General features: G+C 37.5%; 19 protein-coding genes and 1 pseudogene. 4 read left to right on the forward strand and 16 right to left on the reverse strand.

Annotation, left to right across the window (positions count from 1 at the left end; genetic code table 11):
- Positions 1–57: 57 nt before the first annotated feature.
- On the reverse strand, positions 58–1,305 hold the full coding sequence (locus PCY17_RS09220) for a hypothetical protein (RefSeq protein ID WP_000770638.1): 1,248 nt from the start codon (positions 1,303–1,305) through the stop codon (positions 58–60).
- Between the two features lie 197 nt (positions 1,306–1,502).
- Positions 1,503–2,354: a quorum-sensing system transcriptional regulator Rgg gene (rgg, locus tag PCY17_RS09225; RefSeq protein ID WP_000434958.1), complete on the reverse strand. Its 852-nt coding sequence runs from the start codon at positions 2,352–2,354 to the stop codon at positions 1,503–1,505.
- Between the two features lie 123 nt (positions 2,355–2,477).
- Here rgg and PCY17_RS09230 point away from each other — a divergent pair, with 123 nt between their 5' ends.
- Positions 2,478–2,819, forward strand: coding sequence for a metal-sulfur cluster assembly factor (locus tag PCY17_RS09230; RefSeq protein WP_001204052.1), 342 nt, complete (start codon positions 2,478–2,480; stop codon positions 2,817–2,819).
- Positions 2,820–2,993: 174 nt separating this feature from the next.
- On the opposite strand, the gene ilvD is transcribed toward PCY17_RS09230, so the two are convergent.
- A complete protein-coding gene (ilvD, locus tag PCY17_RS09235) occupies positions 2,994–4,697 on the reverse strand; it encodes a dihydroxy-acid dehydratase (protein WP_000137380.1) in 1,704 nt (567 codons plus the stop codon).
- 220 nt (positions 4,698–4,917) lie between these two features.
- Here ilvD and rpmF point away from each other — a divergent pair, with 220 nt between their 5' ends.
- Both rpmF and rpmG read left to right on the forward strand, forming a co-directional pair.
- On the forward strand, positions 4,918–5,100 hold the full coding sequence (rpmF, locus tag PCY17_RS09240; RefSeq protein WP_000290417.1) for a 50S ribosomal protein L32: 183 nt from the start codon (positions 4,918–4,920) through the stop codon (positions 5,098–5,100).
- Positions 5,101–5,115: 15 nt separating this feature from the next.
- Positions 5,116–5,265: a 50S ribosomal protein L33 gene (rpmG, locus tag PCY17_RS09245; RefSeq protein ID WP_001265622.1), complete on the forward strand. Its 150-nt coding sequence runs from the start codon at positions 5,116–5,118 to the stop codon at positions 5,263–5,265.
- A gap of 448 nt (positions 5,266–5,713) precedes the next feature.
- Here rpmG and PCY17_RS09250 read toward each other — a convergent pair whose 3' ends face one another.
- The 6 genes and pseudogenes from PCY17_RS09250 to PCY17_RS09275 all read right to left on the reverse strand — a co-directional run bounded on the left by PCY17_RS09250 (position 5,714) and on the right by PCY17_RS09275 (position 9,028).
- Complete coding sequence (locus tag PCY17_RS09250; RefSeq protein ID WP_000126416.1) at positions 5,714–6,763, reverse strand: DUF389 domain-containing protein; 1,050 nt, start codon at positions 6,761–6,763, stop codon at positions 5,714–5,716.
- Complete coding sequence (locus PCY17_RS09255; protein WP_001253404.1) at positions 6,760–7,083, reverse strand: potassium channel family protein; 324 nt, start codon at positions 7,081–7,083, stop codon at positions 6,760–6,762. The genes PCY17_RS09250 and PCY17_RS09255 overlap by 4 nt, the downstream gene beginning before the upstream one ends.
- Before the next feature lie 13 nt (positions 7,084–7,096).
- Positions 7,097–7,438, reverse strand: a complete 342-nt coding sequence (locus PCY17_RS09260; RefSeq protein WP_000397556.1) for a hypothetical protein — start codon at positions 7,436–7,438, stop codon at positions 7,097–7,099.
- Positions 7,420–7,665: pseudogene (locus PCY17_RS09265) on the reverse strand (TMEM175 family protein); the annotation flags it as partial. The pseudogene PCY17_RS09265 and the gene PCY17_RS09260, both read right to left, overlap by 19 nt.
- A 398-nt stretch (positions 7,666–8,063) precedes the next feature.
- Positions 8,064–8,402, reverse strand: a complete 339-nt coding sequence (gene cadX, locus PCY17_RS09270; RefSeq protein ID WP_000711083.1) for a Cd(II)/Zn(II)-sensing metalloregulatory transcriptional regulator CadX — start codon at positions 8,400–8,402, stop codon at positions 8,064–8,066.
- Between the two features lie 11 nt (positions 8,403–8,413).
- On the reverse strand, positions 8,414–9,028 hold the full coding sequence (locus tag PCY17_RS09275) for a CadD family cadmium resistance transporter (protein ID WP_000250556.1): 615 nt from the start codon (positions 9,026–9,028) through the stop codon (positions 8,414–8,416).
- 28 nt (positions 9,029–9,056) lie between these two features.
- On the opposite strand from PCY17_RS09275, the gene PCY17_RS12200 reads away from it, so the two are divergent.
- Entirely contained in the window at positions 9,057–9,242 is a 186-nt protein-coding gene (locus tag PCY17_RS12200) for a hypothetical protein (RefSeq protein ID WP_009013804.1), read from the forward strand.
- 286 nt (positions 9,243–9,528) lie between these two features.
- On the opposite strand, the gene PCY17_RS09280 is transcribed toward PCY17_RS12200, so the two are convergent.
- The 7 genes from PCY17_RS09280 to rpsD all read right to left on the reverse strand — a co-directional run.
- Positions 9,529–9,741 carry a hypothetical protein gene (locus tag PCY17_RS09280; protein WP_000710706.1) on the reverse strand — a complete coding sequence of 71 codons (213 nt, stop codon included), beginning with the start codon at positions 9,739–9,741 and terminating at the stop codon, positions 9,529–9,531.
- Between the two features lie 66 nt (positions 9,742–9,807).
- A complete protein-coding gene (locus PCY17_RS09285) occupies positions 9,808–9,999 on the reverse strand; it encodes a hypothetical protein (protein WP_000177340.1) in 192 nt (63 codons plus the stop codon).
- Positions 10,000–10,287: a hypothetical protein gene (locus PCY17_RS09290; protein ID WP_000542381.1), complete on the reverse strand. Its 288-nt coding sequence runs from the start codon at positions 10,285–10,287 to the stop codon at positions 10,000–10,002.
- Between the two features lie 113 nt (positions 10,288–10,400).
- Complete coding sequence (locus PCY17_RS09295) at positions 10,401–10,628, reverse strand: hypothetical protein (RefSeq protein WP_009013763.1); 228 nt, start codon at positions 10,626–10,628, stop codon at positions 10,401–10,403.
- A 72-nt stretch (positions 10,629–10,700) separates the two neighbouring features.
- Entirely contained in the window at positions 10,701–10,916 is a 216-nt protein-coding gene (locus tag PCY17_RS09300) for a hypothetical protein (protein ID WP_000043341.1), read from the reverse strand.
- 75 nt (positions 10,917–10,991) lie between these two features.
- Complete coding sequence (locus tag PCY17_RS09305; protein ID WP_000780387.1) at positions 10,992–11,174, reverse strand: hypothetical protein; 183 nt, start codon at positions 11,172–11,174, stop codon at positions 10,992–10,994.
- A 617-nt stretch (positions 11,175–11,791) separates the two neighbouring features.
- Positions 11,792–12,114 (reverse strand): 30S ribosomal protein S4 (rpsD, locus tag PCY17_RS09310; protein ID WP_301393454.1); only part of this gene is annotated, 323 nt, incomplete at its 5' end.

A 12,114-nucleotide genomic window follows, 5' to 3' on the forward strand; every position in this document is an offset into this window, starting at 1 on the left:
AATAGTCTTATTTTACCATAAATAGAGGGATTAAAACAGTATGAATAAAATTAGGATTCAAATATCATTTTTGAGATTAATAACTGTCAAAAGAATAGCCAGCAAGGAAAGACCAACAAATAGCATCCAAGTCAACTGTATATTCCATACAGCTATAAGTGAAAAACAAGCTGTTCCCACAGGTATGGATAAGGTAAACAATAAACCTAAAAAATTACTGGTACGAGCTAGAACATCTGGAGCTAGATTTTTCATGAGCATGGCACTAATCTTTGGTTGAACTTTACCAGACACATACAGAGTTAAAAATAGAAATAGCAAACCAAGCACGACTTGATTGAATACATTAGCTAGACCAATTAGACTGAGTCCTACGGTCGCCCACATCATCAATCTAGGCAAAGACTGCTTCCCAAAATAATCATTGCCCGTAAGGCTACTGATGATGATTGCTACTAAAACACAGAATTGATTGATAAATAGTGCCTCTGTGTAAGAAAAATTCAAGAGAGAATGGCTCAAAAAGAAGATGTTATAGATGCTTCCTAAAGCCCCACCCAAGGCATTAATAAGCAAGACAGCAAAGATCATGAAACCAAAGTTTTTCTGTCCACCTTTAAGAAAAACGAGACGTAAATTTCGGTAAATTGTTAGGAACTGGTCTTTGATAGAAAGCTTCTCATTTTTTAGTTTTTTACCATCAGCAGATGACATTGACAGACTCAATTTGCTTTTTCCTAAAAAGAGAATAAAGGCTGATACTAGGAAAAAGCAGGCATTGATTCCCGCAACAAGGGAAAAATTGTTGACCGATAGACCTAAGAGCCAAACTCCAAAAGCTTGACCACCAATAGCTGAAATATAGGTGATAAACTGGGAAAAAGAATAAGCTTCCATCAGATCCCCTTCAGCTACTTTTTCCTTAACGAGGGGCATGCGCAAACCACCAGCAAAATCACTGATCACATCACTGATGACATTGATCAAACACAGGCTAGAAAAGGCAAAGAGACTAGCTTGCTGAACAACTAGGGCTGCCAGAAAAAATAAAACCGCCTGAAACAAACCGCTATAGACCATCCATTTGACCTTGTCCCTTGTGTAATCTGCCCGAATCCCTACAAAAACTGTAAAGAGAGTCGGAAGAATCATGACAATATTCGCCATAGCAACAGCAAAAGAGGCTTGTGGCAAGGTCGATGCATAAACGATAAATACCAGGTTAAAAATCGAAGCACCAAAGGCATTGAAGAAGCGCGACAAAGTCAAGAGTCGATAAGCTTGATTTCTAAACAATAGTTTCATAGGTGATCTCCCTTCTTGTTATAATCCCTATATGAAGTATGACTATAGTATAGCACTTAGAAATTGAAAGGGAAAACTTTTGAATATATGCAACACACAAAATGAGCAAAGAAACGATAGAACTTTTGTAACGACCTGAGAGTAGTCAAAAGTTCTATCGCTTAAATTTTCAAATTATTTTCTTAGTTTGCAGATATTCAACAATCGGTTGTATTTCTGTAGTATTCAGCAGATTTGTTACAACCAAGCATCTCAAAAATATGGACAGCATCTTCCATCTTTTTCTGACCTTCCTTGACTCTACCCTGCTTGCTATCAAGAAGACCTTCAGCCCACAAATAGACAATTCGGAAATAGGTCTCATTTTCCTTGTAGAAATGCTCTTTGATGACACGTTTAAAATAAGAGGCATTGGTAAATTCTTCACACTCAATGCTGGCTAAAAAACCATTCAATAGCATAGTATGAAAAAGGTTTCGATTACTAGACATTTCCATTAGAAAATCGGATTTGCGGACCATTTCTCGTACATATCTAGTAAAAAGAGAAACAGACAAGAACGGAGAACTGACTGAGAACAAATTGAGTTCATAGATTCCCCAAATCTCAGTAGAAAACAAGTAGTCATGAAGGACTTTCCCTTCCTCTGCCGTTAACTCAACCGTTTCATCCATACTCTTCATATAAGACTTGATAATGATGGCATTTAGAATATGTTTCTGTTTGTTTTGAGAATGGGCATGCTTTTGATACTCCTTGCGATATAAGTCCTCAAGAGGTGCTATATTCTTTAAATCCAAAACATCTGTGATTTCTTTTCTCAACTCCGAATCTGTATCATACTGAAAACCTCTCGCCAGAAAGAGGATTTCCTCTACACTAGCAGATATATTTTCTAGGGCAAATAGAAACTTTTCCACCGAAAGCTCACTCTGACCTGTTTCAAATCGGGACAACATGGACGGCGAAAATTGTCCCCCAGTTGCTTGTCTCAGCGAGATATTTCTTGACTCTCGTAATTGTCTAAAGACTTTTCCAATCTGCTCCATAGACTTCCCCTTGATTCCATATTTTCTTCATTTTATCATATTTTTCAGAAAATTCATCAAAAACTTGCCAAATTGTCAGAATTATGAGAAAATAGAGGATATTTATCAGGTGGAGGGACTGTTATGAGAGACGATATCAAAATCAATGACCGCGCTTTGGCTTTACAAGACCAAATTATCGAAAAACTAGAGAAGGTTTTTGATACAGATGTGGAATTGGATGTGTACAATCTGGGCTTAATTTATGAAATCAATCTGGATGAAACAGGTCTCTGTAAGATTGTCATGACCTTCACCGATACTGCCTGTGATTGCGCCGAAAGCCTGCCTATCGAAATCGTCGCAGGTCTGAAACAAATCGAGGGTATCGAAGATGTCAAGGTTGAAGTTACCTGGTCGCCTGCTTGGAAGATCACACGAATCAGTCGCTACGGCCGTATTGCCCTTGGACTGCCACCTCGTTAATACTCTTCAAAAATCTCTTCAAACCACGTCAGCTTTATCTCCAACCCCAAAGCTGTGCTTTGAGCAACCTGCGCCTAGCTTTCTAGTTTGCTCTTTGATTTTTATTGAGTATAAGCAGGCAAATCACTTTTGAAGATGAAAAGAAGCAAGCCGAAAATGGCTTGCTTTTTAAGTTTATTTTTTACCTGACTTGTCCATATTCCAGAAGTCTGTCACGGCTCCGCGTGAAGCAGATGATACGATATGGGCATATTTACCGAGAACACCACGGCTGTAAAGAGGTGGCAATGTTGTTTCTGCCTTGCGTTTTTCAAGTTCTTCTTCTGATACGGCCATGGAAATTTCTTTGGTATCTTGGTCAACCGTAACGATATCACCTGTACGGAGGTAAGCAATCGGTCCACCATCCTGAGCTTCAGGAGCGATATGTCCGACAACCAGACCATAAGTACCACCAGAGAAGCGTCCATCCGTCAAGAGGGCAACCTTGTCTCCTTGACCTTTACCAACGATCATGGATGAAAGGGATAGCATCTCAGGCATACCAGGACCACCCTTAGGCCCAACGAAACGGACAACAACTACATCGCCATCAACGATTTCATCTGTCAGAACAGCCTGGATAGCATCTTCTTCTGAGTCAAAGACCTTAGCTGGTCCAACGTGGCGACGCACTTTCACACCTGATACTTTAGCAACCGCACCATCAGGGGCAAGGTTCCCATTCAAGATGATAAGCGGACCGTCTGCACGTTTTGGATTTTCAAGTGGCATAATGACTTTTTGGCCTGGTGTAAGGTCTGCAAAGTCAGCCAAGTTTTCAGCGACTGTCTTACCAGTACATGTGATGCGGTCGCCATGAAGGAAACCATTTGCCAAGAGGTATTTCATAACCGCAGGGACACCACCGACTTCGTAGAGGTCTTGAAAGACATACTGACCAGATGGTTTCAAGTCAGCCAAGTGAGGCACGCGCTCTTGGATCGTATTGAAGTCCTCAAGTGACAAGTCAACATTAGCCGCATGGGCAATGGCAAGCAAGTGAAGAGTGGCATTTGTAGAACCACCGAGAGCCATAGTTACAGTGATGGCATCTTCAAAAGCTTCACGAGTCAAGATATCTGATGGTTTGAGACCAAGCTCCAGCATCTTGACAACAGCACGTCCTGCTGCTTCGATATCTTCTTTCTTGTCAGCTGATTCAGCTGGATGAGATGAAGATCCTGGCAAACTCATACCGAGAACTTCGATAGCAGTTGCCATGGTATTAGCTGTATACATACCACCACAGCCACCAGGGCCAGGGCAGGCATTACATTCGAGACGTTTCACGTCCTCAGCTGTCATGTCACCATGGTTCCATTTTCCGATACCCTCAAAGACAGAAACCAAGTCAATGTCTTTGCCATCAAGATTTCCCGGTGCAATAGTACCACCATAGGCGAAAATAGCTGGAATATCCATATTGGCAATGGCAATCATAGAACCAGGCATGTTCTTGTCACAGCCACCGATAGCGACAAAGGCATCCACGTTGTGACCACCCATCGCAGCCTCAATAGAGTCCGCGATGATGTCACGAGATGTTAGAGAGAAACGCATACCAGGCGTTCCCATGGCGATCCCGTCTGCTACGGTAATGGTTCCAAACTGAACAGGCCAAGCGCCCGCAGATTTGACACCTTCTTTAGCCAATTTCCCAAAATCATGCAAGTGAATGTTACATGGTGTATTTTCCGCCCAAGTTGAAATCACTCCCACAATCGGTGTTTCAAAGTCCTTATCTGTCATTCCAGTGGCACGAAGCATGGCACGGTTTGGTGATTTCACCATACTGTCATAAACGCTACTGCGGTGACGTGTATCTAATTCTGTCATTTGTTCCCTCCCATTTCAGTTTTTACCATTATAGCACAATTTCCGCATGAAGAACAGAATAAAATTCTTGAATTTTCAGAAAATTTCGATTACTAGCTTCTAATTTTTTTATCTTTTTTTGTCAAGTAACTTTACTTTACAAAAAAAATGTGTTATCCTAGTATGGTTGATGAAAATCACTAGATTGAATCGAATTTAAATACCTAAAGGAGAAAAGAAAATGGCAGTACCTGCACGTCGCACCTCAAAAGCGAAGAAAAACAAACGTCGTACACACTACAAAGTAACAGCTCCATCTGTAAACTTTGACGAAACTACTGGAGATTACTCACGTTCTCACCGCGTATCACTTAAAGGATACTACAAAGGACGTAAAATCGCTAAAGCTGCATCAGCTGAATAATAGAAGGGAGATACCATGCGCGTAAATATCACACTTGAACACAAAGAATCTGGTGAACGCTTGTACCTTACTTCTAAAAACAAACGTAACACTCCAGACCGTCTTCAATTGAAGAAATACTCACCAAAACTTCGCAAGCACGTAGTGTTTACAGAAGTTAAGTAGGGGTTCAATACGAATCAATACATAAGAAAAACGCTGATTTAAAGCGTTTTTTCTTTTTGCCAAATGCGATATATTGCACTGTATTTCAATCCAAACTCTACCTTTTTCTCTACCTTTTTTCTTAAGACCTGGTTTGGAAAGTATGAATTTCAGTTGGACTAAAAACAGCGTAATATCAAGACTTTTCTCCGCTTTTATAAAAGCGTTTTTCCAATCAAATTCAACTAATTTTATCTAAATGGTGTGGATTTTACCCCCAAAATTACAGAGAATGGAGCTGATAAACACTAAACGTTCACACCATTAGTTAAATGATTTTTTTCATCATTTTTCTTAGATGATAGAACTTCTAATTTATTTCTTATTCAAGCAAAAACAACCTGCTATAAGTAAGAAAGAGGAAGATACAAGAAAAACACGGCGTAAAAACCGATTCAGTTCATTGTCCTCAATCCTTGTCTGCTTCATTTTCTTTTACGAGATCGTTTTGTGAATCTTTTTCAGAGAGTTTTTGATCAATATACTTGTCAATGTTTTCATAAAATTCCTTGGTCGCTTCACTATCTAATGTTGGCGAGTTCTGAACTTGATTCACTTTCAATTGAACAGATTGAATACCGTAAGAGGCTTGTTTTTGGTGGAGTGTTTCTAATTCTTCTTCTGAAATCGGATCTCCAACAACCGTCAAGACCAATTCATTGTTACTTGACTTGTAGACTTGATTAATAACCGTATAATTGGCGAACTCTTTTCCTACAAACTGTTTGATCCCTTCTTTGCGCGCTTGTTCTATTGTCAGAGTAACTGCCGAATAGCTAGCTGGAAGAATCAACAATACAATCAAAGAAATCAAGCCAATTCTCATTTTAATGCTCAGCTCTTTAAATGAAGTTAAAGGAGATTTTCTCATCAAAATTCTTGTTCCAACAATGTTGGCTAGCATGATAAAGACACAGTTGATCAAGAAAAGATAGAGAGCCCCCAATAAAAATCGTACATTCCCATTAGCTAAACCATAGCCAGCAGTACAGATAGGCGGCATCAAAGCTGTAGCAATGGCTACTCCTGGCACGATATTGTTTGCTTCTTTTTTCCTTGAACCGATCACACCAGCAATCCCACCAGCAATAGCAATGAGAACATCCCAAATGGTTGGAGAGGTTCGTGCGATCAACTCGCTACTTGCATAAGACAAGGGAGAAATCCAGAAATACAGAGTCGAGACAAGCAAACTGACCAACACTTGAGTCAATAAAACCTCTAGAGATTGCTTGATTAAACGCGTATCAAAAATAGCTAAACCGAATCCCAGTCCAACAATCGGTGTCATGAGAGGTGAAATTAACATGGCTCCAATAATAACAGCTGTTGAATTCATATTTAGACCGATAGAGGCAATAAAAATTGCACACATCAAAATCGCTGTATCTCTCAATCGAACATGAAGGTCATCGTATAATTTCTCACGGTATTCCCGTGTTGAATAATTGGCAGTCATTTGTCCTCTCCTCTTTCCTTATTTAAATCGGTATAATAATTAATAATAACAGCTGATAAACAGCCAAAAAATATGAGCCCATAAATCGTCAAGAAGACACTGGTAATCCTTCCAATCAAGGTCACAGCTAGGAGATCCCCGTAGCCGACAGTCGTCGAAGTCACAAAAGCATACCAAAGACCGTCTCCGTAATTTGTGATAGCAGGTTCAACTAGGAAAAGCACGCCTCCTGACCCAAAAACAAAGGTCACAAAACTCAGAGCAAACCGAGTAAAACCCGTAACCTGTATAATATGCCATAACATTTTTAAACGTCTCATTTGTTCTCCTTATTCATACTAGCTCCTGACCGAGCCGTTTTTTCCAATAATCAAAGTGAAGATAGGACATGATCTCCATCAGAGAAAGATAGACAAACTGATAGATCTGATTTAAGCTGATTATCAACTGATATTGTTTGAAAAATGACTGGAAGAAAGACCAGATATGACTGTCTTGAATCAGTCCCTTCTTAACATCAGACAGGATATTAGCTAAAGCTCCCAAGGACTGAAACGGTAAATCCTTGACATTTATATAGATCCGGTCCACCACATCATTCAGACTGGTATCTTGGATGGCATGAAATTCTCCAAAGAGAACTCCTGCCGCTCCAAGAGTAGAAACAAATTCCACCAAATAATTTCTGAGGAAATTTTCTCAACCTTTTCCCATAATGTGTTTAGTGCCATCCATAACGATCCCAACCAGAAAAAGGAAAGAAAATAAGCAAAGAAATTTTGCCGTAAATCCCAAAAAGCTTGAAGACTTGGTGTCGTTGGTTTTTCTAACTCTAAAATCAAAATGGTCATAATAATTGCTAGAACAGCATCTGTCAATGCAATTAATCTATCTTTCTTCATCAGATTACGTTGCCTTTCATTTTGTAGTATTCTATCTCATCGTATAATATTTATTAATCTTAAATATTGGATAGTCACTTCATATTTTGAGTACAAACAAGATACACTAAAAAGCATGTATCTGTCATATTTTATTTAACTTTAGAAATATTCATCCATCTAATCAATAAATATATCATATTTCACAATAAATGACTACTATCAAAGATACATTTTCTTTCAGATTTCTCCCTTTTAAACTTGGCTAACTTGACCTGCATTACCTAGGTCGCTTTGCTTTAAATTATACTTTTTTCTTAAAGATTTGCTACGAGTAGTCTTTCATGTGAGTAATTTTTATCAAAAAATTTCATAGATAAGTCCTATATATAATCATGATAAAGTAGTAAAAATAGTTGTTATCCTAGTTGATTAAAAAAGTCTTTGATTTCCTCATCTTTTATAAAATAATATATAATTTTCCCCTCTCTTCTAGTATCCAAGATGTTTTGATTGGCTAGTTTACGAAGATGGTGGGAGGCAGATGCCATACTGAGATTTAGTAAACAGGCTATATCACAGACACAGAGTTCTTCAACAGCAAGGAGATAAAAGATGATATTTATCTGTTTATTATCGGTAAACTTTGATAAAATACGAAGTGATTTTTGGACTTTTTCCTTTTCAAGGTAGTTCGTTGCGGTTGTAACATTTTGCTGATTTATAATATTCACTTGGCAGATACTATCTTTTTTCATAATTTTTTCTCCTAGCCGAACACAGTCCTTAGCATGTTAAAGCTGTTGTTTTCAATCAGGATATACATCCCCAGTCCTAAATAAACAACGGCAATAAACCATCTGCTATATTTTTCCAAAGTTTCTCCAACAGAAGGGACTTGTGCCAATTTTTGGGCAGAAAAAACCAAGAGATAAATCATGACTAGAAAGGTAAGTAAAGCCACTATCAAATTCGCTAAATTTAAGGTAATAAAATATGGGACAAAAACACCAATATTGTCAGCACCACAACTTGCAAAAGTAATCATAGCGACTAGAAAAATCAGGTTTTTATTATCTTTGCGCAAACCATCTTTTGCAATAGCTTCTCCATCAGAATCTCCTAAAAGCAAAACTTTGAGTCCTAGGAAAATTGGAATCAAACCGAGCAAACCTAAAATCTCTTTACTAGGAATATAATTTAAGACAAATGCAAAAAGTAAACTTAGCAATATTAGACTAACAGAGCCTAGAAATTGTCCTAAATAGATGTTAATGATGTCTTTTCTGCTTTTTCTTTTGGCAAAAAATAACATTAGGATAATAAGTAAGTCTACGGCTGTCCCAGAATACAGGATTATTGAAGTAACAACATTTTGAACCATAAAGCACCTCATTCAAATATATTTTTGAATGTATTTTAACATTAAACTTTGTAGATGTCAACTTCAGCTCCATCAAAATATAGATAAGAAGGTAGTGTCCCAAACATTAAAAAGCCCTGCCATCGAAATGATAGCAGGGCTTAACTTCAATATCCAGATGATATATTTATCTAAAAAAGGTAGAGTAAAAGGTAGAGTTTTTATTGATTTGTAGTGCGATATAATGAGTTTCCAAAAATCAAAAATCGCTTAAAATCAATATTTTGACATCTATTGACGTGTACTGAAACCCTTACTTAACCTCTGTAAGGATATAATTACGGTACCAGTATATCATAAATAATAACAAAATCTTGACTTTCCGAAAAATAAGTATTTTCCGGAAAAATATCGAAATTAAATCAAAACTAAAAATATCTCATACATTTGAACTGCACCCCAAAAGTTAGACAGAAAAAATCTAACTTTTGGGGTGCAGTTCATCAAAGGTGCTTTTCATTTTAAAAAACTTGTGGAAAAACTTCATCCCATATATCTACTAAGCTTTTCCCGTCAAATACTTTAGCTTCCATAGCTTCATCAATTGTATCAAACTGCTGACCTTCATAATCATAACCAACTACACATATACTCGATAAAAAGCAAGCACCTCGGCTATTATAATTAAATTCAAGATCTTTGTCTAAATATTTTTTAATTTCATCCTTTTTCATATAGGACCATCCCAACTAAAACAATCTCAACAAACAAGATTTTTTCCTTAGATTCTATTCCCACTACTAGCTTTCTATGATGCTGACGATTTCATCTTCAAAATATTCATAAAGAGTTCCATCAACATCTACCAGCAAGGAGTCAATCTCCTCGTCATTGTCAGAGGCGTCACAATAGTCTTCTACAAATCCTCTAACTACCGCGCCATTTTTTAACGTGATAATTACATCTGTACGGTTAAATTTCCAGAGTGTCATTTAAATATTCCTTTCAATATTGGCTAATTGCTTTGCTTTTTCGTAGTAAGGTGTTAAGAAATCGATAAAACCTTGTTTGTCGCTTGGATCATGTTCCTCTAAAAATATCATCAACTCAAAGTCATTGAGAGCGTCAAACATTTCAGAGTTTTCATTATCCCAAGCCTCGGAAAATTCCGCATCTTCTCCAAAAAGAGCGTTAAACGTAAAGGAAAAATCCCAAAAATTATCAATCTGACCACTGACTGTTTGCTGGAGCATGTCTAATACTTGTTGACTATAACCCATTACCCTTCCCCTCCTAATAAGAACGTTGTAGCATATTGAGCTACGTTCCAAAAATTTAACAGACAAAATCTAATTTTTGGGGTGCAGTTCATTCATCAAAGATGATTTTTATTTTAATAATACTGCACTTCAATTCCATCCATAATTTCTACTAAAGTGTTATCGTCAATTTTTAGAGAAATCAGATCAATGAATGATGATACCTGGTATTCCTTATCTCCAATCACCACTACAATATCATGAACAGAATTAGGAAAAATCCCACATACTTGACCATTATAATCAAAAGAGGCATCCCAACCATTGTCATATAACTCTTGTAAATCATCTAATATTGCCATATAAACTAAATCCTTTTCCATAGTGTTTTCTTTCAAATAAGGCAGGTAAAAGCACCTAGATTGTTCTAAGTCCTATGAGATTGTTTTAATCGAGACAATCTCACTCTCAAAGAGAGAAATTTCAGTAGCTTCATCTGGACTAGGATTAGCAATGAGAATAGTGATTTCATCTTGCTCATCATTGTCCATTTCGTCAACAAAGTCTATGACACGTCCCTTGATTATCTTATCGCAATTAGTGACTATCTGAACCCTTGATCGAAGATACTTCCAAAGCTGTTTACTCATTTATTTTCCTCTCTGCTATTTTTTCGATAGTTCTTATACTTTTTATAGTTAGTCGATAAAATCGCCTAGGTTGAACTAAGCACTAATAATTTTGATTTTCTTGATAATATCTTCAGGATATGAGCGATCACCTATAACTATTTCGTCAGGACCATCTAAATCATAACCGTCAAACCAATCAACCACCCTACCCTTGATGGAGGTCCCATCTTCTAAAATAAGGCGAACATTTTTATCAACATATTCCCATAATTTCATTAAGTTCCTTCTCTCTAACATCGGAACAATATGACCCAATATTAGTTATTTACTAATGGCTTTTAGTTCCTGTTAAAAGCATTATAGCACACCTTACTTGCTAAAGTACAACAAGCACCCCATTAGACTAACCTGCTACTTTGCTTTCTTGTAAAAATGTTGTATACTTAAGTAAATAAAGGAAGTAATCTTGTTCCCCCCTGTCTACTATGTGGTCGGAATGATGGTTACTTCTTTTTTCCCCCTTACTATCTCAATAGCCTTGTATTTAAAAGTTTTTTAGGCTATAATTAAATTAACGAATAGAGGTTTTCCATCTCCCCTTGAAACAGATCTTTCTGCGGTAGGAGGTGGGACGCCTCTATTTGTTTTTTAAGTCAAAATGATGTAAAATTAATTCAAGAAAGAAGTGTGGTTTTCCCGCCTAAAAGCTCTATAGCTGTGGGAGGGTCACGCTTCTTTTTACCTCTCAAAAGAGAACGCAAAAAAAGCCGTCTCATTCTTTGAAGCAGCAATGAAATCAATCTAGCAAATATCTAAGCAAACCCAGAAATCAACCTTTTAAGACAAAGCAAAAAGCCCACTGTTGTAGGCTTTCTGTAAGATATTTCTTAAAATTAAAGCATCTTGTTGTAGAATTCAACGACAAGTGCTTCGTTGATTTCTGGGTTGATTTCGTCGCGTTCTGGCAAGCGAGTCAATGAACCTTCCAATTTTTCAGCATCGAATGATACGAATGCTGGACGTCCAAGAGTAGCTTCTACTGCTTCAAGGATTGCTGGAACTTTCAATGATTTTTCACGAACTGAGATTACTTGACCTGGAGTTACACGGTATGATGGGATATCAACGCGTTTTCCGTCAACAAGGATGTGACCGTGGTTTACGAATTGACGAGCTTGACGACGAGTAGTCGCAAGACCAAGACGGTAAACAACGT

It is taken from the genome of Streptococcus sp. SO2 (assembly GCF_030440025.1).

What these genes read in the sequence shown, in the direction of transcription:
- PCY17_RS09220 (WP_000770638.1), bottom strand. Translation starts at nt 1,305, where the DNA reads ATGAAACTATTGTTTAGAAATCAAGCTTATCGACTCTTGACTTTGTCG.
- rgg (WP_000434958.1), bottom strand. Translation starts at nt 2,354, where the DNA reads ATGGAGCAGATTGGAAAAGTCTTTAGACAATTACGAGAGTCAAGAAAT.
- PCY17_RS09230 (WP_001204052.1), top strand. Translation starts at nt 2,478, where the DNA reads ATGAGAGACGATATCAAAATCAATGACCGCGCTTTGGCTTTACAAGAC.
- ilvD (WP_000137380.1), bottom strand. Translation starts at nt 4,697, where the DNA reads ATGACAGAATTAGATACACGTCACCGCAGTAGCGTTTATGACAGTATG.
- rpmF (WP_000290417.1), top strand. Translation starts at nt 4,918, where the DNA reads ATGGCAGTACCTGCACGTCGCACCTCAAAAGCGAAGAAAAACAAACGT.
- rpmG (WP_001265622.1), top strand. Translation starts at nt 5,116, where the DNA reads ATGCGCGTAAATATCACACTTGAACACAAAGAATCTGGTGAACGCTTG.
- PCY17_RS09250 (WP_000126416.1), bottom strand. Translation starts at nt 6,763, where the DNA reads ATGACTGCCAATTATTCAACACGGGAATACCGTGAGAAATTATACGAT.
- PCY17_RS09255 (WP_001253404.1), bottom strand. Translation starts at nt 7,083, where the DNA reads ATGAGACGTTTAAAAATGTTATGGCATATTATACAGGTTACGGGTTTT.
- cadX (WP_000711083.1), bottom strand. Translation starts at nt 8,402, where the DNA reads ATGAAAAAAGATAGTATCTGCCAAGTGAATATTATAAATCAGCAAAAT.
- PCY17_RS09275 (WP_000250556.1), bottom strand. Translation starts at nt 9,028, where the DNA reads ATGGTTCAAAATGTTGTTACTTCAATAATCCTGTATTCTGGGACAGCC.
- PCY17_RS12200 (WP_009013804.1), top strand. Translation starts at nt 9,057, where the DNA reads ATGTATTTTAACATTAAACTTTGTAGATGTCAACTTCAGCTCCATCAA.
- PCY17_RS09280 (WP_000710706.1), bottom strand. Translation starts at nt 9,741, where the DNA reads ATGAAAAAGGATGAAATTAAAAAATATTTAGACAAAGATCTTGAATTT.
- PCY17_RS09285 (WP_000177340.1), bottom strand. Translation starts at nt 9,999, where the DNA reads ATGACACTCTGGAAATTTAACCGTACAGATGTAATTATCACGTTAAAA.
- PCY17_RS09290 (WP_000542381.1), bottom strand. Translation starts at nt 10,287, where the DNA reads ATGGGTTATAGTCAACAAGTATTAGACATGCTCCAGCAAACAGTCAGT.
- PCY17_RS09295 (WP_009013763.1), bottom strand. Translation starts at nt 10,628, where the DNA reads ATGGCAATATTAGATGATTTACAAGAGTTATATGACAATGGTTGGGAT.
- PCY17_RS09300 (WP_000043341.1), bottom strand. Translation starts at nt 10,916, where the DNA reads ATGAGTAAACAGCTTTGGAAGTATCTTCGATCAAGGGTTCAGATAGTC.
- PCY17_RS09305 (WP_000780387.1), bottom strand. Translation starts at nt 11,174, where the DNA reads ATGAAATTATGGGAATATGTTGATAAAAATGTTCGCCTTATTTTAGAA.